The organism is Pauljensenia sp. 20925_1_25, assembly GCF_041433955.1.
Taxonomy (GTDB): Bacteria; Actinomycetota; Actinomycetes; order Actinomycetales; family Actinomycetaceae; genus Pauljensenia.
In genome coordinates this window covers 191,369-210,311 of record NZ_JAPWCL010000002.1, presented here as the reverse complement: position 1 = coordinate 210,311, position 18,943 = coordinate 191,369, and the positions used below count along the sequence as shown (strand labels likewise).

Annotated in this window: 18 protein-coding genes; 7 read left to right on the top strand and 11 right to left on the bottom strand. The window is 60.5% G+C overall.

All coding sequences use genetic code 11. The annotated features are described in order from the left end of the window. Positions 1-338 precede the first annotated feature (338 nt). Positions 339-932: a TMEM175 family protein gene (locus O3932_RS02220; RefSeq protein ID WP_371535894.1), complete on the bottom strand. Its 594-nt coding sequence runs from the start codon at positions 930-932 to the stop codon at positions 339-341. A 1,209-nt stretch (positions 933-2,141) separates the two neighbouring features. Between O3932_RS02220 and O3932_RS02215 the strand changes: the two genes are divergently transcribed. Beyond that, positions 2,142-2,858 (top strand): flavodoxin, encoded by a 717-nt coding sequence (locus tag O3932_RS02215; RefSeq protein WP_371535891.1) that lies wholly within the window; start codon positions 2,142-2,144, stop codon positions 2,856-2,858. Positions 2,859-2,933: 75 nt separating this feature from the next. Further along, positions 2,934-3,806, top strand: a complete 873-nt coding sequence (locus tag O3932_RS02210) for an alpha/beta hydrolase (protein ID WP_371535888.1) — start codon at positions 2,934-2,936, stop codon at positions 3,804-3,806. 302 nt (positions 3,807-4,108) lie between these two features. On the opposite strand, the gene O3932_RS02205 is transcribed toward O3932_RS02210, so the two are convergent. The 3 genes from O3932_RS02205 to O3932_RS02195 all read right to left on the bottom strand — a co-directional run bounded on the left by O3932_RS02205 (position 4,109) and on the right by O3932_RS02195 (position 6,069). Further along, entirely contained in the window at positions 4,109-4,555 is a 447-nt protein-coding gene (locus O3932_RS02205) for a flavodoxin family protein (RefSeq protein ID WP_371535885.1), read from the bottom strand. Between the two features lie 12 nt (positions 4,556-4,567). After that, positions 4,568-5,590 (bottom strand): alpha/beta hydrolase, encoded by a 1,023-nt coding sequence (locus O3932_RS02200; protein ID WP_371535883.1) that lies wholly within the window; start codon positions 5,588-5,590, stop codon positions 4,568-4,570. Positions 5,591-5,724: 134 nt separating this feature from the next. Next, a complete protein-coding gene (locus tag O3932_RS02195; RefSeq protein WP_371535880.1) occupies positions 5,725-6,069 on the bottom strand; it encodes a hypothetical protein in 345 nt (114 codons plus the stop codon). On the opposite strand from O3932_RS02195, the gene O3932_RS02190 reads away from it, so the two are divergent. Further along, entirely contained in the window at positions 6,062-6,223 is a 162-nt protein-coding gene (locus O3932_RS02190; protein WP_371535877.1) for a hypothetical protein, read from the top strand. The genes O3932_RS02195 and O3932_RS02190 overlap by 8 nt on opposite strands. A gap of 61 nt (positions 6,224-6,284) precedes the next feature. Here O3932_RS02190 and O3932_RS02185 read toward each other — a convergent pair whose 3' ends face one another. The 7 genes from O3932_RS02185 to O3932_RS02155 all read right to left on the bottom strand — a co-directional run bounded on the left by O3932_RS02185 (position 6,285) and on the right by O3932_RS02155 (position 14,311). After that, a complete protein-coding gene (locus O3932_RS02185; RefSeq protein ID WP_371535875.1) occupies positions 6,285-7,157 on the bottom strand; it encodes an alpha/beta hydrolase in 873 nt (290 codons plus the stop codon). Between the two features lie 111 nt (positions 7,158-7,268). Beyond that, entirely contained in the window at positions 7,269-7,466 is a 198-nt protein-coding gene (locus tag O3932_RS02180) for a hypothetical protein (RefSeq protein WP_371535873.1), read from the bottom strand. Positions 7,467-7,499: 33 nt separating this feature from the next. Next, a complete protein-coding gene (locus O3932_RS02175) occupies positions 7,500-8,828 on the bottom strand; it encodes an MFS transporter (protein ID WP_371535871.1) in 1,329 nt (442 codons plus the stop codon). A gap of 110 nt (positions 8,829-8,938) precedes the next feature. Further along, positions 8,939-9,358: a MerR family transcriptional regulator gene (locus O3932_RS02170; protein ID WP_291449150.1), complete on the bottom strand. Its 420-nt coding sequence runs from the start codon at positions 9,356-9,358 to the stop codon at positions 8,939-8,941. Positions 9,359-9,365: 7 nt separating this feature from the next. Next, positions 9,366-10,229 (bottom strand): aldo/keto reductase, encoded by an 864-nt coding sequence (locus O3932_RS02165; RefSeq protein WP_371535869.1) that lies wholly within the window; start codon positions 10,227-10,229, stop codon positions 9,366-9,368. A 400-nt stretch (positions 10,230-10,629) separates the two neighbouring features. Continuing rightward, positions 10,630-11,793 carry an SAM-dependent methyltransferase gene (locus O3932_RS02160; protein ID WP_371535867.1) on the bottom strand — a complete coding sequence of 388 codons (1,164 nt, stop codon included), beginning with the start codon at positions 11,791-11,793 and terminating at the stop codon, positions 10,630-10,632. A gap of 79 nt (positions 11,794-11,872) precedes the next feature. Beyond that, positions 11,873-14,311 (bottom strand): alpha-L-fucosidase, encoded by a 2,439-nt coding sequence (locus O3932_RS02155; RefSeq protein ID WP_371535865.1) that lies wholly within the window; start codon positions 14,309-14,311, stop codon positions 11,873-11,875. 471 nt (positions 14,312-14,782) lie between these two features. On the opposite strand from O3932_RS02155, the gene dnaK reads away from it, so the two are divergent. From dnaK to O3932_RS02135, 4 genes are read left to right on the top strand one after another with little or no spacing between them, the layout of a single operon-like run. Beyond that, positions 14,783-16,618 carry a molecular chaperone DnaK gene (dnaK, locus tag O3932_RS02150; protein ID WP_009648083.1) on the top strand — a complete coding sequence of 612 codons (1,836 nt, stop codon included), beginning with the start codon at positions 14,783-14,785 and terminating at the stop codon, positions 16,616-16,618. Next, positions 16,615-17,280, top strand: coding sequence for a nucleotide exchange factor GrpE (locus O3932_RS02145; RefSeq protein ID WP_296502037.1), 666 nt, complete (start codon positions 16,615-16,617; stop codon positions 17,278-17,280). The genes dnaK and O3932_RS02145 overlap by 4 nt, the downstream gene beginning before the upstream one ends. Before the next feature lie 42 nt (positions 17,281-17,322). After that, on the top strand, positions 17,323-18,372 hold the full coding sequence (locus tag O3932_RS02140) for a DnaJ C-terminal domain-containing protein (RefSeq protein ID WP_371535862.1): 1,050 nt from the start codon (positions 17,323-17,325) through the stop codon (positions 18,370-18,372). 3 nt (positions 18,373-18,375) lie between these two features. Further along, positions 18,376-18,924 (top strand): heat shock protein transcriptional repressor HspR, encoded by a 549-nt coding sequence (locus O3932_RS02135; protein WP_296502035.1) that lies wholly within the window; start codon positions 18,376-18,378, stop codon positions 18,922-18,924. Positions 18,925-18,943 lie beyond the last annotated feature (19 nt).

Below are 18,943 nucleotides of genomic sequence, written 5' to 3'. Positions count from 1 at the left end.
GGTTGTGTTGGGCTGAGGCCTTCGGGTGGTACTCGACCTACGTGCGTTCGAGGAGGAGGGCGACCTCGGCGTGCCTTGAGACAATGGCATTGATGTCATTGGTTCAGCCGAAAATAACGTGGGCGAAAACCGTATGACCGAAAAAGTCATGCTTTTCTGCTTTCGATACCACAAAATCGGAATTTGCATGAGAGTCGACACGCCGATGAGACGCTTCGGCTCTCTTTGCTATATCACCACTTCAATTCGCCATCCCTGCCCATCAGTCTGGTCAAGAGGTAAAGCCGCACAGGTGTCCGGGTGTTCCGTTCACCTGCAGGAATAAATCCAGATGTGGATCATACAGCATCGATCTCACTTCGTTTCTTGTTTTTTCGATTCACAATATGTGGTAGGAAGGTCACCTCGCACCCTGCCAGAATAACTGCAAACATGTTAATCGGCGGATAAACAAAGATCGCCAGAACAATGCCAATTGCCTTAATGCTCAGGTCGCCCGCAACGATTTTACGGTTACCATAGTCCAACGCGCTCGTCGAGCCATTAGCCCTTGCGACCGCTCGCGCAAGCGCCATGTTGGATAGTGAAACACATATCACCACCGCGCTGTAAAGCATCTGTGCAAAAAGGCTTGTGAAGTGGTCGCTCACAAAGTCTGTCACATACGGGAAGAAAGAGGCAAAAAACAGCATGATGATGCTCCACCAGATCACCTTGTTGTCTATCTTCTTGATCCTGTGCCAATGGTTATGCATATTCACCCACATGGCGCCAAGCCAGAAGAAGGAAATCGTATAGGAGAAGAAATGCGACCTGAGTGCCCAAAACGATGCCCAGTCAGCTGTCTCCGGCTTCTCAAGTTCCAGCACCAATATTGTCATGATGATCGCCAATATCGCATCCGTAAAGGCAGTGAGTCTTTCTTTGCTCATTTTTCAGGAGCCCCTTTCTTCTTCGCATAGGCAAGCTGGACGTCGTAGCCTAGCTTATCGAGCATATCAACAAAGACCTTATTGATGATGCGCTCTTTCTTGTTTATCGACCCGCTAATATACGGTGCGGAGGTGCCAACCATCTGCGCCAGCAGTGCCTGTGTGACACCTTCTTCCAGGCATTTTACTGGCTTTTCAGTGTTGAGTGTGGGTGGAGGCGTCTAGGCTTTCTGTGATGAGGGGCATTCGGAGTAGGCATCGAGGACCCTGGTGGCGTCTTGGAGTTGATCGTCGATGGTGTTCTTGCTGTCCCTGGAAGGGATTCAGTGTCGCGATCTGGATACCGGTGCGACACTGTTCGCCGTGCTCGGCCAGCCAGTTCTCATGCGCGGTGCCAGACCTGCCTGGGACCGGGTCCGCTCAAGCGGGCCGTGGGGTGATCCTCCCCTCGTGTCAGGTCTACGATGCCGGTGAGCTCACGGGGGCTCCGTCGGCGTCGGTCCTGGTGATGCCACACGCCTCTCATCAGCCCCCAGAACCCGAATCCCCGCGAAACGGGCGGGGTCATCAGATGCGGCTTGCAGACATGGCTTGATATGGGACCACGCGGTGTTCCACGTGGTTGCAAGTTGTCGGGCTAGGCCAGTGATGGTGGCTCCTTCGGAGCGCAACTGTCGGATCGCCCGCACACCCGAACGTGCCCAGGGGGCGCACATCCGCTCGTCATGTTCGAGGAATATCACCGTCTGGCAGGTGCGTCCTCGGCACATCCAGCGTCGCTTAAACCACCGGAACCTTGCCGGGACCCCGGCCCAGGGCGCGTCGTTCACCTCCACCGCCATACGCCCGTGGCCTTGTGTGATTCAGCCCGTAACCCGGGCACCCCGCCGGCTGGTTGCGCGACTCGCCATCGAGTACTAGAGCATCTGGGGTGCGAGCCACGTTCATCGCCCTCCAAACCGACGAGCAGATCACACCGATCACAACGATCAAGCGACACACAGCAGCAGGTAGGGTGAGACACCGCCCGAGGTCCTGTGAAGGCGGCGGGGGTTGAAGTCCGCTCATCATCAAGGACCTCGACCCTTACCCGCAACCCCCGCTCAACACCCACTCACCTACACTCAACTCGGAAGAGCCCCTTGACCGCCTCCCGGATGGTCGCGCGGTCTTGCATAGGAGTCGCTCCCAACCTCTACTGTCGACAGTATGAAGATAGACACTTTCAAAAGTCGGTTGCTTGTTGTCACCACAGCAGCAGCTCTATGCGCGCTGACCGCATGTAGTGCGATCTCGGGACAAAGCAGCGGGTCGGCTGGTCCCGAAAATGCAACGACGCCGTCTGCGGGCTCGAATACAAACGTTAATAAATCGTTGGTTGTCTATTTTTCCCGAGCGGGAGAGAATTACTGGGACGGGGATCGGAAGAACCTAAAGAAGGGCAATACTGCCGTACTTGCTGAGGAAATAGCAAAGCAGACTGGCGCTGACGTGTATGAGATTGTTGCGGCTGATCCCTACTCAGATGACTACGGCGCGACGGTTGCCCGGAATGTGCGTGAGGAGGACGACGATTCTCGCCCCGCAGTTGCTCATGCGCTGCCGGATCTGTCTCGCTATCAGGTGGTCTACCTTGGCTCTCCGGTGTGGAACTCGACCATGCCGATGATCATGAGGACATTCGTTGAGCAAGCCAAGTGGCAAGGTCAGCAAGTTCGCCCCTTTGTCACCTACGCGGTCAGCGGCATGGCAGGTATCGACGAAGAGTATCAGCGTCTCCTGCCTGACCTTAGCGTCACTCAGGGGCTTGCGGTGCGTGGCGAAGATGTAGCGATTGACCCGGACGCGGCCGAACCTGAAGTAACCCCCGAAACAAGCCAAATTGTTAACCAGTGGGTGAATACCTTGAGTGTTCAACCTAGGTGAATGCGGCGTCACGTCTAGCGCCTGAGCGAAGCGTCCCTTATACCTGACACAGAGAAGGAAACAGAGGAATAATCTATGGCAGAACACTATACAACGAATACAAAAATTGAAGATGTGATAAACGATCCCGTTTTTGGTGATTACGGCAGACTGATTTTTCCGGTGCACTCCAGCTATTATGGCGGTAGCACACTCGGCAATCTGTCGCTTACCTGGTACAACTACATAGATTCCGATAAGACAGCGGAGATCTGCAATTACATCAGAAATCAGGCGGAAAACGGGGACACCGTCTTTTATGACATTTATACGGAAGAGGAAAAGGGCGCAGATCCGGCGAAAAGAGATACGGGTTTGTTCTTCTTTAAGGGAAATCCCGGCACAAAGTTCGCTATCGTAAACGCCGGCGGCGGTTTTGCCTACGTTGGTGCGATGCACGACAGCTTTCCCCACGCGTTGGAACTTTCCAAGATGGGATACAACGCCTTTGCACTGATTTATCGTCCCGGCGCACAGACGGCCTGCGAGGATCTTTCGAGAGCGATCGCCTTTATCTCCCGGCATGCAGATGAACTTCAGGTTGATACGGATGGCTACTCTCTTTGGGGCGGATCGGCAGGCGGAAGAATGGCAGACTGGGTAGGAACATACGGTACGGAGTATTTCGGAGAGAAAGCCTATCCGCATCCTGCGGCTGTCATCGTAAATTACACCGGACTTTCGGAAGTGACAGGCTACGAGCCACCGACTTACAGCGCCGTAGGGACAAACGATGGTATCGCAAGCTGGCGGACAATGAAATCAAGACTGGATACCATGTCTGAGATGGGCATTCCCACGGAGTTTCATTCCTACGACGGGCTGCCACATGGATTCGGACTTGGAACAGGAACTGTTGCCGAGGGATGGATCGATGATGCCGTGGCATTTTGGGAAGACCAGATGTGACACAGAAGACTACCTGCGCTGCGACAAAACATGAGTTCAAGTTAGGTACAAGATGAGTGCAAGGTTTTAGGCATTGAATCCCTTGTTACCGTCATCACGAGTAAGCCACTAGCGATTACTGCTTCGACAATAACCGCTGCCATCATCGACAGTCAATCATCCGCAAATTCAGGATCCCCTAAAACGGGTTGAAACGGCCTCCGCAGAGCTACTGTGACAAATTGTCACAGTAGCTCTGCGCTGGGAACACTTTTCGAAAATGAGAAATTATCGCGTGCATGCCGAGTGCGAAGACACTCTGACTAGATCTTACTAGCCAGATCGGCAGCCTCTCTCGCATTGGTTGCCATGCCCATGTACTCCATGCCGTAGACCCCGGCGAAGCGCCTCACGGTGTACTCGGCGCGTTCCAGCATCGCGGGTGTTGGAGCTGATCCCTGGAAGATGAAGAAGAGCCGCTTCCCCGCCATGCTGCCGTCGGCCACGGGGCCGTAGAAGCGGTCGAGCAGGTTGCGGGTCATGCCCGAGAGGTCATGCCAGTAGACGGGCGAGCCGAGCACGATGGTGTCGGCCTGCTTAAAGCGGGCCAACACCTGATCGAACTCGTCGTCGTCGAAGTGCTGCCCGTGGTCGTAGACCTTGTGGTCTGCGAGATCTATCTGGTCGAAATCATGACCGACGAGGAGCCTTTGTCCAAGGGCGGAGGTGTTCCCGCCCTTCTCGCCGCCGTTGATGAAAAGGATGCTCATGTCACTCACTCCTTAGAGGTTGCTTCCGAAGAACTCGACGAGCTTGTCCATAGCCTGGGAAACATAATCCGGCTTCCAATAGGTCTGGATGTGGGTCGCGCCCGGGATCTCGAAGATCTCGCGCACGGGAGCGTTCACGGCCGCCTCGTAGCAGTCGATGGTCATGTACCCCGTATCGGCATGGCTTCCCATCATCATGAGCAGCGGCACGTTGATGAGCTCGGCCCCTTGGCGCGCATCCCATGCGGCGAGTTTCATGAGGCTCGACACCGTGTAGCTGAAGGTGCTGCCCTCATGCGCCGCGTCGCGACCGTAATAGTAGTAGCCCTCGCGGTAGAGGTCGTAGGGCATGGCGTCTGCCTGCTCGGGTGTTGCGGTCTCGCACATGTTGGGAGTGAGCGCGGCGTCCTTACCGTCGGCCTCGTCCTGGCGAGCCTTGCATGCGGCGGCCAGACGCTCCTGGATGGAGTCGACCTGGCTTCCACGAAAGCCCTCGCGGCGCACCTCGCCGGAATTGAACAGCGACAACGTCGCCACGGCCTTGAGGCGCTTGTCGGTCTGCGCTGCCTTGAAGGTGTATCCGCCGCCTCCGCAGATGCCGAGCGCCGCCACGCGCTCGCGGTCGACTCCCGGGAACTGCATGATGATATCGGTGGCGCGGAAGATGTCCTCCACGCGGTTCTCGGGCCAGTCGGTGCTCCTCGGCTCGCCTCCGCTCTCGCCCTGGTAGGCCGCGTCGAAAGCGAGCGCGATATAACCGTTCTCGGCCAGCTTCTGGGCGTAGTTGCCCGCCACCTGGTCCTTCATGCCGCCGTTGGGATGCGCCACCACCACTGCCGGATAGCTCCCGTTCGGGTCGTAGCCAGCCGGGGTGTAGACGTTGGCCACCGCGAAGAAGTCGCGGTAGGGGTACTTGATGGCGTGGACGTTAACCTCGCCCTCGACGTTCTCGGTAATGGCGCCGCTGTAGACGAGCCCGAAGGGGTTGCCCACCACGGGAATGAACTCGCGCTCCGTGAATGCCTTGTCTGACATGATTCGTCCTTTCACTTGAATGGGTTCACTTCAGATAATAGATCTGCTTGCCCTAGCGCAGAATTCTCGATATGTTCGCTTGCTCAAATCCTAGGGTTCTAACCAGTCGACGTAGACGTGCCGTTGGCAAGAAGTCATGAGTTGTGCCAGAGGAGCGCCATCGCGTTGTACATGTAGCGGCTCGCCGCATGCCCGTCGTGGCCCTCGCTCTCTCCTATGCGGAAGATGAGGTTGGTGCCGTCTTCACCAAAGCCCTCGCGGAACACGAGGTCTCTCGCCATGTCCTCCATTAGCGCCGTGAACGCGCGTCCGTTGAAGTCCTCGGTCCCGGTGGCGGCGATGATGAGGAAGTCGTCTGAACCGAATCCCTGCCGCTCTACGGCACCGGCCCAGTACGATCCGCTTCCGGCATTTCCGCTGGCGGGGGCGAAATAGCGGAAATATGCGAGGCATTGCTCGAACACGTGCCATGTGGTCACAGACCCCTGGAAGGACGTGCACCCGCTGCTCACCTGCAAGCTGGTGCAGTGGGACTACCGCGTGCCCTTCGGGATCATGCACTCGCCCGAGCTGTCGGACAAGGTGAGGGCCCTCCTCGATGTCGTAGGCGCGATGACTTCGCTCGACAGTTGATCGGCTCGAACAGGGCTGGGGCGCGCCTTATCGCTCGCCCCAGCCGCATGCCTCAGCTTGATTAGAGGTTCTTCGCGAAGAACGGCGCGATGAACTTGAACGCCTCGTCGACGTAGGGATACAGGTCGTACATGTCGAAGTGCCCCGCCTCCGGGATGACGTGCATCTCCTTGTCGACTCCGGGCACGGCATCGAACACCTCGGTGGACGCCTCGCGGCTCCATGCGTTCTCTCCCGTGATGACGAGATAGGGCTTCTTCATGTCCTTCATGATGTCGACGACGTTGTACTTCACGAGCTCCAGCTGGCTCCAGGCGACAACCTTGTTCGTCCAGCCGCGCCTGTTCCCGCGGAAAGTGTAATAGTACGCCGCACCCTCGTCGAACGCGCGGGGCATGAAGTTCAGATATTCGATGGGGCCGGTCCCGGCCTCATAGGCGGCCTTGGCCGCCTCTACCTCGTCCGCGGGCTTGAAGAATCCCGCCATGGCGGACTTGGAGATGTCTGCGATGGCAGGCACGATCGCCGCGACGGCCTTGAGGCGGGGCGCCCTCACTCCCGCCACGGACATGTAAGAGCCGGATCCGCAGATGCCGAGGCCGCCGATGCGGCTCTCGTCGACATAGGGAATGGAGGCCAGGAAGTCCGCGGCCCCCTCGATGTCCTTCTCCTTCACGTCGGGAAGCTCCTGGTAGCGCGGCGTCCCCGCGCTCTCGCCGAAGTAAGACCCGTCGAACACGAGCGACACGTACCCGAGCTCGGCGAGGCGCTTCGCGTACACGCTTTGAGCCTGCTCCTTGATCGACAGCATTGGGCCGGTCACCACGACGGCCGGGTACGACTTCGACACGTCGAGGTCGTCGGGGGTATAGAGGATGCCTGCCAGATTGAGGTCCAGCTCCTTGTTCTTGAAAGATACCTTCTGAAAGTCCATGGTCTCATTCCTTTCCTTGAGTGATGCAAAGATCGATGGTTTACTCATAGATCGTTCTTTGTACTTGCAATCATGATTGCCCCTATCCTTCAACTTGTCATGAACGCTGGCTTACTTCTGTGAGTCGTAGTCGAGATTGGCGGCAGCGTAGGACTCGAGCTTCTCCCGGGAAGGCTCGTAGTAGCACTTCGTGCCGTCGAGCTTGGCGATGCGATCCATCTCATCGTCCGTGAGGACGAAGTCGAAAATGGCGGCGTTGTCGGCGATGTGCGCCGGATTTGTGCTCTCCCCGCAACCCCCGCTCAACACCCGGTCACCCACACTCAACTCGGAAGAGCCATATTAGTTCTCGAGCTTGCGTGTTGCGGCGAGCATGACGAGCAGTGCTACGACCATGAGGATGGCCGAAACAGTCAATGGCGTCGAATAGTGCGGACTAAACACGAGAAGACCGGTAAGTCCGGCAACTCCCGTGGTAGCACCCATTTGGTGGCCGGTGTTGACGATGCCGGAAGCAGCTCCCGCCTCGCTGGGGCTGCTTTGCCAGATCCCCACGGAAGTGATTGGGCCAAAGGATGCACCCTGCCCAAATCCAGTGAGGACCATGCCAAGTAGGAGAATTGGGAGGTTGCCGTGCATGCCCCAGGCGATCAAGCCGAGCCCCGCAGCAGTGCTCGCAAGTCCAGTTAGGAGCAGGCGCCGGAGCCCAAAACGAGTGACAAGGGAACTGACCATCATCCCGGTGGCACCTTGCGGGATGCAATTGACGAGCATGAGCAAACCGGCGGTCAGGGCAGAGTATCCCAGGGTGAGCTCAAAGTATTGTGTGGTCATGAAGTACATGCCGAAAAGGGACGCGGCAAACAGGACTCGGGCAATTAGTGTCAGGCCACGAACCCGATGGCGCCACAGGTGCTCGGGAAGAATTGGCGCAGAAGCTTTACGCTCCCATGCGACTGCCATGACAAGAATGATCGCCCCAATTATTCCTGGCAGAACACTGCGTTCCACTAGGGCTAGGGTGATCAGAAACATGGAACTGGTCAGCAGGACCGCACCTAGCAGGTCGAACCGGCCCGGCCGCGAAGGTAAAGCAGGTAAATACCGCACGGCAAGCACGAGTACTACCACCGCGATGGGGACATTAATCCAGAACCCGAACCGCCAAGATAAGAAAGTAGTGATCAACCCGCCGATCAGCATGCCGCCAGAGGATCCTAGACCGGCCATTGTGCCGTAGGCAGCTGTGGCTCGGGTCCGTTTGACCGTGTCATGAAAGACGGCCGTAATGAGCGTCAGGGACGTGGGCGCAACTACAGCAGCGCCAAGGCCCTGCAGGGCACGTGCAGCGATCAGGGTATGAGCGGTTGAGGCCGCTCCCACGATCAGGGAAGCCACCGCGAAGACGATCAAACCGCCCAAGAAAACACGGGTACGGCCCCACACTTCACCCAATTGTGCGCCCAGTAAGAGTGCCCCGCCAAAGGCCAGAGTGTAAGCATCTTGCACCCAGGACATTTCGGCAGCACTAAGACCAAGATCTGCCTTCATCACCGGTACGGAAGTAAAGACAATGGAAGAATCCAGCAGGATCATGAAATACGTTAATAGAATCAGAATGAGGACCGGCTTTTCCTGGGGCGTGAACCGGACACTGTCGTTTCCTGACATAAGAACGTTCTTCCTTTGAGTAGAATGTGGGGTCGTTTTTGGGAGCATGAAATCCATGTAGACTGGGAATCGTCCTGCCTACCTGCGGTTAGTGTTCTGAAGAAGGCTAATCAGGCAGTCTCAGATGACACTGGGGCCAACAGACTCGATTGGTATTCAATCTCGCCGGAACGCACTCCGGCATAGAACTCCATCTTCGAATCAATAAACCCCAGCATCTCCTTAAGTAGTGCGATTTTGTCCTCAACAACCTGGCGTTGCGCAATCAGCATGACTTCGCGCTCCGGGATGCTCTCTTCTCCCTGGAGGCAAAGTTCCATGTAATGGCGCATTTGCTCGATACCCATGCCGCATTCGCGCAGGCAGTGCAGGCCCTTGAGCCAGGCGATGTCGTGGTCGTCAAAGACACGGTAGTTGTTCTCATCTCGCATTACTCGGGGGACTAGATTGATTTTGCAGTAGTAGCGCACGGTTTCAACCGCGACACCACTGACCTCAGCTGCCTCCTTCGTTGAATACAACCTGCTCATGAGTGCCCTAGCTGTTGTTACGTCGCTGAGCAATCAGATCGGTGAAGAAATCCACCGTGCCGATTGTCTCGTGATCAAAGAACAATGACGCCCCGGCGTCCAAACCTGCGATAGCGGCCATATCCGCCTCAGTCAGAGCGAAATCATCAATCGCGAAGTTCTGCTGCATCCGCTCCGTGTGTACTGACTTGGCCAGTGCCACAATCCCACGCTGATACAGCCAGCGCAACACCACTTGCGCCACTGACTTACCGTACTGCTGGCCAATACCAGCCAACACTGGATTGTCGAACAAGCCTGAGCGGCCTTCACCAAAGGGCGCCCACGCTTCAACGGTAACTCCGAGCTTTTGCAGCTCAGCAACCCGCTCTACCTGCTGATGGAAGGGGTTAATCTCAATCTGGTTAACCACCGGATAGACGGTGTTGAACGAACCCAGATCGTGCAGGCGAGCTGGAGTGAAGTTAGAGACCCCGATGGAGTGAATCAGCCCATCCGCCTGGGCTTGCTCCAGGGCCCGCCAGGAACCGTAAACATCATTGAACGGCTGATGCAGCAGCATCAAATCCACATATTCAAGCCCCAGCTTCTCCAGAGAAGCCTTCACACTGGCATAGGTGGCATCCTCACCATAGTTGTCCAACCAGACCTTCGTGGTGACGAACAGTTCGCTGCGGTCGATCCCGCTGCGACGGATACCCGCACCTACGGCCTCCTCGTTGAAGTAAGACTGTGCGGTATCGATATGGCGGTAGCCGACTTCAATAGCCTGAGCCACCGCGTCAGCAGTCTGCTCGGCTGGAATCTGGAAAACTCCGAAACCCTGAGCGGGGATGGAGCGACCGTCAGACATGGTCAACGCGTCAAGCATGACACTCTCCTTCTTCAGTCAATGAATGGAACATAATCATCTAACAACTTGGGAGCAACTCCCAAGCAAATCCAGTGAGAGTCTGCTCCGCCCCGTGTCCGGTTTCGCCCTGCCCCAAGGACGCATGGGTGAGCGGAACACTCAAGGGGTTAACACTTCTTGCCTCGTCGGCAGTGCAGTGAGCACCTCTCGGGGTCCAACAATGGCAGCACCAGGCTGCCACCCCAGGCCGCTCAGAAAGGCACATACACCAAGAGCAAAAAGTATTTCTCTTGTTACACACCCTCAAAAATCAGTGGTGGCAACTATTGTCAGAGGATATAAAGAAGGGACTCCGGCAACGCTGCCGTTCCCGGCAATATTATCGGAATCCCTTGTTTTCAAGGCGTTTTATGCACTTTTAATCCTTGACCCTTGACATCAATACGACTGTCTCGACATGGGTCGTGTGCGGGAACATGTCGAAGAGGCGGCCCTCGACGGGGCGCAGCGTGGGCATGGCCGCCAGGTCCGTGGCCAGCGATGCGGGGTTGCACGAGGAGTAGATGACGCGGGGCGCGTCGCACTCGTTCAGGTAGGTTGCCAGGTCGGCCCCGATGCCTCGCCGCGGCGGGTTGACGACGATCACGTCGGGCATGTCCTCGGGCGACTGGGCGCGCGCCCACGTGGTCGCATCCTCCGCGATGAAGGTGGCAGCGCTGCGCGACAGGCCCGCGTGGCGCGCGGCGCTGATCGCCGAGGAGATCGCCCCGGAGGACACCTCGACGCCGGTGACGCGCGGGAATCCGGCGCGAGCACAGGCGAGGGCGAAGCCGCCGACGCCGCAGTACAGGTCCCACAGGCTTTCGGGTAGGCGACCGTCAGCGAAGGGGCGCGACGCCCACAGCGCGGCCTGCTCGTACAGGGCGGAGGCGACGTGCGCGTTCGTCTGCGCGAAGGAGCGAGGCCCCAGCTCGAGGCCCTCCACGGACAGTGGCAGCGTGCGTGCGCGCGTCAGGATGATCTCATCGGGGCCTTCGACGATGGCCTCGTGCGTGGGATGGATGTTCGCGGTGACGACGTGGGCGCTGGGCACGAGGTTGCGCAGCAGCGGCAGCGCTGAGCGGATGTCGGAGACGCGCTCGCGCGTGCGTAGCACGAAGCGGATCATGAGCTGTTCGCCTGCGCCCACGGTGATGAGGATGTTTTTGAGCTCCCCGCGCTTGGTGGGGACGTCGTAGGGCGTCAGGTCCAGGGAGCGGATGAAGCGCTTGAGGCCGGGCGTCGCGCGGTTGATTGCTGGGTGTTGGATGGGGCAGCCGGGCAGGTCGATGCCGCGCCGGTCGGGTCCGAGAATCCCCAGCGTGGGTCGACGACGGGTTCCGCCGACGACGAGCTTTGCGCTCGTGCGAAATCCCTTCTGCGGGGACGAGGCCGGGGCCAGCCAGGCGATCTCGTCCGCTCCTGGGACGTGGGAGAGGGTGGCTGCGATGGCCTCCGCCTTGCCGGCGAGCTGGCGCTCGTAGGGCTGGTGGAGGAGGGAGCAGGACCGACAGGTCCCGGCGTCAAAGTGGTCGCAGCGCATTCCTCAAGTGTAAGTGGGGGCGGGGCGTACCGTCAGGTACGCCCCGCCCCCACCTGTGGTGGTTATGACCACGCGGTACCTAGGCCTCGTGGCGGCGTGAGCGGCGGATGAATGCCGTGCCCACTCCGGCAGCCGCCAGGGCGAACGCCCCGGCGATCAGCGCGTTGGAACCCGTGCGGGCTAGGCCTCCCTTACCTCCCTTGCCGCCCTTGCTTCGCTTGCCGCCCTTGCGTCCCTGGTCGGCACTTGGCGAGGGGACAGCCGAGGGTTGGGTGCTCGGCTCAGCGCTCGGTTGGGTGCTCGGCTCAGTACTCGGATCGGCGGAGGGGGTGGGCGCGGGGGTCGCGGTGACCGTCAGAGGGGTCGAGGCCTCGGCGGCGGGAGACTCCGCGGCGGCGACGACCGTGTGGTCCCCGGCCTCGGTGGCGGCGGGAACCGTTACCTCGGCGGTGAAGGAACCAGTGTCATCCGTGGTGGCCGTGCCGACCTCGACGGGGTCGGAGTGCAGAGTGAGGCTCACCGGAGAGGAGGGGGCGAAGCCCGTGCCCGTCACGGTGACGGTCTTGCCAGCCTCGACGGTCTGGGGGGCGACGGTGATAGTGGGGGTCGAGAGTTTCTCGGGCTTGACGGTCACGGAGGCGACGGTCGCGTCCTTGCCGAAGCCCTTGAGCGCGTACGCCGGGTTGTCGTAGGACAAGGTGACGCGCGCCGTGGCGTGCTGGCCGAGGGTGAAGGGGCCGACGCCCGCCTTGAGGTCGGCGACGGTCAGGCCCTTCACCTCCTGATCGCCCACGGTCACCTTGTACTTCGCGTAGTCGTCCGTGAAGCCCTCGGTGTCGAAGGAGATGCGCACGCCCGAGGCGATCTTGTTACCCGAGGTGATGGAGGCCGTGAAGCTGGTTTCGCCGGTCTTGGGGGTGGGGGCCTTGAACTTTTCGAGGCCGGTGGCGGGGATCGTAGTCGTCTGCTCGCCGATGGTGGTCAGGCCGGTGGGCACATAGGTGGGAGCGCCCTTCGTGGTGACCGTGACAACGGGGAGGATCTCGTCGGGCTGCGCGGGCAGCGTGATGACGAGGTCGTTGCCCTCGACCGTGTAGGTGAGGGGCGCGTCGGAGCCGTCCAGCTTCACCGAGGTGATGTCGTTGGTGCCGGCACCGCGCAGCGTGACCGTGCCATCGGTCGGCCACTTTTCGATGCCCAGATAGATGTGGGAGTCATCGACCATGGTCTTGCCCCAGGTTTCGATGGGGAAGTGGGTTGGGCGCGAGTTGCCCAGGATACCCGGGTGTGCGCGGTTCCAGTCGCCGATGCCCTTCAGGACCGAGGCATCCCACGGATCGTAGGAGCCGTCGAACTTCGGGCCGACGTTGAAGAGGAACTGGCCGCCCAGGGCCACGGTTGAGAACATGTTGCCCACGATCTCGGTGGTCTTCGTGTGGGCACCGCCCGGGGCCTTACGCAGGGCCGTCGTGTTGTCGACCTGCTGGATGTGATCCCAGTCTTCCTCGGTGTAGTCCGGGTAGCCGGTGTCCTTGTAGGTGGGGGCAGCGTCGTCCCAGTTGGCGTAGCCCCAGGTCTTGTGGAAGATCGAGACAGCCGACTCCCAGGGACCCTGGGTCTGCTCGGACTGCATCTCGTTGTCCCATCCGACCTCGAAGTCCGCGCGGTCGTTGCCCACGCGCGAGTTGATCATGATGTTTGGCTGGAGTTCGTGCGCCCACGCGCGCAGCTGGTCGGACTGGGCGGGGTTGGGCTTGCCCATGTCGTACCACAGCTCGGTGATCTCGCCGTACTTGCCGCCGAGGAGTTCCTTGAGCTGCTCATGGATGTAGTCCATGTAGCCCTCTTCATCGAGCGTGTTGGCGTTCGTCCACGGGTCCTCCGGCTGCTTCTCCCAGTCGATGTTGGAGAAGTAGAGACCGAACTTGATGCCGACCTTCTGGCAGGCCTGCGACAGCTCGAGGATCGGGTCGCGGTGGGAGGGGGATTGCTTGGTGAAGTTGTAATCGGTCGTGGCCGTGTCCCACATGGCGAAGCCGTCGTGGTGCTTGGACGTGATGAGCAGCATCTTCATACCGGTGTCCTTGGCCTGCTGACACCATGCGGTCGCATCGAAGTTGGGGGCTTCGAAGGTCTGGGCGGTGGCCAGGTACTCCTCGCGAGGGATGCCTTGCAGGGGGATTCTCTGATCCCAGGTCTGTTGGTGACCCCACGCCTTAATCTGCTCGGGATAGCCCACTTCCTGCTTCTGGCCCTTGTACCAGCCTGCGTAGGAGGAGTAGACGCCCCAGTGGATGAACATGGCGTACTTCATATCCTGCCACTGAGCCACCTTCGCCTCGCTGGACGCTGGCACGGCCGCGGGGATCGCGTAGCGTGCGTCGTAGGTGGTCTGGGTGGCGGGCGTGGTGGGCTGTGCGTCGTCGGTCGCAGGCGTGTCTGCCAAGGCGGGACCTGCCATTCCTAATGTCAGTAGGCCGGCGAGGAGGCTGCCAGCCAGTCGGTTTGTGATGCGCATCAAGTCTCCATTGATTGACGGGATCTCTCGAGCGGTGAGAGTGCCTCTAGTCTGCCAGAGCATTGGTGCGCTGTGCCACTGTTTAACTTTGCGTTTCCTTACGTGAGGCTTTCGCGTTACTTGCTAAGTGGTTTCATGTGCTTGTTTTAGTGCGTGAGGGAGCAGGGGTGCTGTGAGCTTGTTGAGAGGGGAATAAATCTGCGAAATGGAAGTTGAGTACATCAGACTCAGGTTTTGAGTGACTCACACTGAGGGGGCCTCGGTCAGGGAATAAAGTCCAGGCTTCCAAGGTTGAGTACATCAGACTCAAGTTTGAGGGCTACGGGTTGCGGAATAAAAACCCGGCTCCTAAAGTTGAGTACATCAGACTCAAGGATGTGTCGGGAGCTTCCCGGCACCACATAGACCACACAGACCAACGCAAGCCGCTCCCGAAGCGGAGACGGCCTCGCGAACGAAAGGACAACAACCATGGCACGTGCAGTCGGTATCGACCTCGGCACCACCAACTCCGCTATCGCCGTCCTCGAAGGCGGCGAGCCCACCATCATCCCGAACGCTGAAGGCGCCCGTACGACCCCCTCGGTCGTCGCCTTCTCCAAGACCGGCGAGGTCCTGGTTGGCGAGATCGCCAAGCGTCAGGCCGTCACCAACGTTGACCGCACCATCTCCTCCGTCAAGCGCCACATGGGCACCGACTGGACCACGGAGATCGACGGCAAGAAGTACACCGCGCAGGAAATCTCCGCGCGTATCCTCCAGAAGCTGAAGAGGGACGCCGAGGCCTACCTGGGTGAGCCCGTCACCGAAGCCGTCATTACGGTTCCCGCCTACTTCAACGACGCGCAGCGTCAGGCCACCAAGGACGCCGGACAGATCGCCGGCCTCAAGGTCGAGCGCATCGTCAACGAGCCCACCGCCGCGGCCCTGGCCTACGGCCTCGAAAAGGGCAAGGAAGACGAGCTCATCCTGGTCTTCGACCTCGGTGGCGGCACGTTCGACGTGTCCCTCCTCGAGGTGGGCAAGGATGACGACGGCTTCTCCACCATTCAGGTGCGCGCCACCTCCGGTGACAACCACCTGGGCGGCGACGACTGGGATCAGCGCATCGTCAACTGGCTGATCGACCAGGTCAAGGCCAAGACCGGCGCCGACCTGTCCAAGGACGCGGTCGCCCTCCAGCGCCTGAAGGAAGCTGCCGAGCAGGCGAAGAAGGAGCTGTCCTCCGCGACCTCCACGAACATCTCGCTGCAGTACCTGTCCATGACCGCCGATGGCCCCATCCACCTGGATGAGACCCTCACGCGCGCCAAGTTCGAGGAACTGACCGCGGACCTGCTCGAGCGCACCAAGAAGCCCTTCCGTGACGTCATGGCCGAGGCCGGCGTGACCGTCTCCGAGATCGACCACGTCGTTCTCGTCGGTGGCTCCACCCGTATGCCCGCCGTCACCGAGGTCGTCAAGGAGCTGACCGGCGGTCGCGAGCCCAACAAGGGCGTCAACCCCGATGAGGTCGTCGCCGTGGGCGCTGCCCTGCAGGCCGGCGTCATCCAGGGTGACCGCAAGGACGTCCTGCTCATCGACGTGACCCCCCTGTCGCTCGGCATCGAGACCAAGGGTGGCGTCATGACCAAGCTCATCGACCGCAACACCGCGATCCCGACCAAGGCCTCGGAGATCTTCTCCACCGCCGAGGACGGACAGCCCTCCGTGCTCATCCAGGTCTACCAGGGTGAGCGTGAGTTCGCCCGTGACAACAAGCTGCTCGGCACCTTCGAGCTGTCCGGCATTGCCCCGGCTCCCCGTGGCGTGCCGCAGATTGAGGTCACCTTCGACATCGACGCGAACGGCATCGTTCACGTCTCCGCGAAGGACCGCGGCACCGGCAAGGAGCAGTCGGTGACCATCACCGGCGGTTCCTCCCTGCCCAAGGAGGACATCGACCGCATGGTGCGCGAGGCCGAAGAGCACGCCGCTGAGGACAAGAAGCGCCGCGAGGAGGCCGACACCCGCAACCAGGCTGAGCAGGCCGTCTACTCGACGGAGAAGCTGCTCAAGGACGAGGCCGACAAGATCTCTGAGGCGACCCGCGAGGCCGTTCAGAAGGATGTCGACGCCGTCAAGGAAGCCCTCAAGGGTGATGACATCGAGGCCGTGAAGACCGCAATGGCGACCCTGTCCGAGTCCGGCATGAAGATCGGCCAGGAGATCTACGCCAAGCAGCAGGCCGACGAGGCCGCCGCGCAGGCAGCTCCTGCCCAGGACGACGTCGTGGACGCTGAGATCGTTGACGAGGACGACAAGTGAGCATCGAGGAAACCAACGGTTTCTCGGTGCCTAACGAAGACGCCAACGTCGCCGGGGCCGACTCCAACGAGTCGGCCCCGGCCGACCAGACGGCCCACACACCCGAGAACAACGAGACCGCGCCCGGTTCGGATGACGCCGCCCAGGCCTCGTCCGAGGCCCCTGCCGACGACATGAGCGCCTTCGAGGAACAGGTCGAGGACTCCGACCTCGCCAAGGCTCTCGAACGCATCGCGAGCGTCGAGGACCAGCTGGCCCGCGTCAACGCCGAGCTGTACAACCAGGGCCAGGAGTACGCCAACTACGTGCGCCGCTCCAAGGAAGCCATTCCCGGCCATAAGACCGCGGGCCAGGATGAGGTCATCGACGCGCTTATCAGCGTCCTCGACGACATCGCCGCCGCCCGCGCACACGGTGACCTGGAGGATGGTCCCTTTGCGTCCATCGCCACGAAGCTCGAGGACACCCTCAAGACACGCTTCGAACTGGAACGCTACGGTGCCGCAGGTGAGGACTTCGACCCGAACCTGCACGACGCCCTCATGGCCACCACCAGCGCTGACGTTGATCACCCCGTCATCGGGCAGGTCCTCACCAGCGGCTACCGCCGCGGCGAACGCGTCGTGCGCGCCGCGAAGGTGCTGGTGAATAACCCTGAATAACAGCAACAACACGCTCGTGACTGAAAGTGAGGTGAAACGCGCGTGAGTGAACAGGATTGGTTCTCGAAGGATTTCTACAAGGTCCTGGGAGTTGATAAGACAGCGGACAAGAAGACCATTACGAAGGCCTACCGCAAGCTGGCACGCAAGTGGCACCCGGATCAGAACCCGGGCGACAAGACAGCCGAAGCCAAGTTCAAGGAAATTGGTGAGGCATACGCGGTCCTGTCCAACGATGAGGATCGCAAGCGCTACGACGCGATTCGCGCGATGGCCGGCGGCGGAGCACGCTTCTCCGCCGGATCGGGCGGCACGGGAGGTTTCGAGGACCTCTTCGGTAGCTTCAACGGCGGCGGTTTTGGCGGCGGCGGCCATAACGTACGCTTCCAGACCTCCGGCATGCCCGGCGGCGGCGCTGGTTTCGAGGACATCCTCTCCGGCCTCTTCGGAGGGGGCGGCGGCGCGAGCACGCGATTTGGGGGCGACCCTTACGGCTCGCCCTTCGGTGCCGGCGGCCATGCCCAGCAGGCGGCGCCCACGCCCGAAAAGGGCGGGACGGTGCGCGCGAAGCTGTCCATCTCCTTCCGGCAGGCCCTCAACGGTGCGACCTTGACCATCAAGGTCGGCGGCTCCCCGATCAAGGTCCGCATCCCTGCGGGCATCAAGGACGGTCAGAAGGTCCGCGTCAAGGGGCATGGCAAGCCGGGTATGCACGGCGGTCCCGTCGGCGACCTCGAGGTTGCCGTGACGGTCAAACCCCACCCCGTGTACTCGCGCGAGGGCAACGACCTGGTCATGACACTGCCGGTGACAGTCTCCGAGGCCATCCTCGGTGCCACCATCGACGTGCCCATGATCGACGGCAACACGGCCACGGTCAAGGTGCCTGCGGGTTCCTCCTCGGGCGCGGAAATCCGCGTGCGCGGCGAGGGAGTGAAGACCTCGAAGGCGACGGGTGACCTTATCGCTCGTCTGTCCATCCAGGTTCCCGAGAAGCCCAGCCGCGAACTCAAGAAGCTCGTGAAAGACATGGCGAAGGCCGAGGGTGACCTCGACGTGCGAGCATCGCTGGCGAAGGCGGCTGAGGAGTAATTCATGGCGACGACCGGCCCGGACGAGCCGATCACCTTCGTCATCTCGGTTGCGGCCGAGCTGGCGGGGATGCACCCCCAAACCCTGCGGCAATACGACCGTCTGGGCCTGGTCATCCCCGCCCGCACGAAGGGACGAGGGCGGCGCTACACGAAACGCGACGTGCAACGCCTGCGTGACGTGCAGCGCATGAGTCAGGAAGAGGGCATCAACCTCGCTGGCATCCGTCGGATCCTTGAACTCGAGCGACGCGTCGAAGCTCTCGAAGCCGAACGTGATGCCCTGCGCGACGCCGTCGCTGCCTCCGAGGCGCGCCGCAACCGCGTGTTCGCGGCTTCCGCAGATGGCCAAGTCATGCCGATGCGACGAGGCCAGCGTCCATGGGATCGTTCCTCGAAGCCCGCGGCCGCTTCCGGCGGATCGCTCACCGTGTGGGATCCGATGCGTGCGCTCGCGTCCCTGGCTTCCTCTGGGACTCCGACACGCCACGCGCTGCCGGGACCGTCTTCGAGCGTGCGATCTGTCATCGAGGGAACGATTATTTCCCGCTGATACGGTGGCGTGCCTGCTG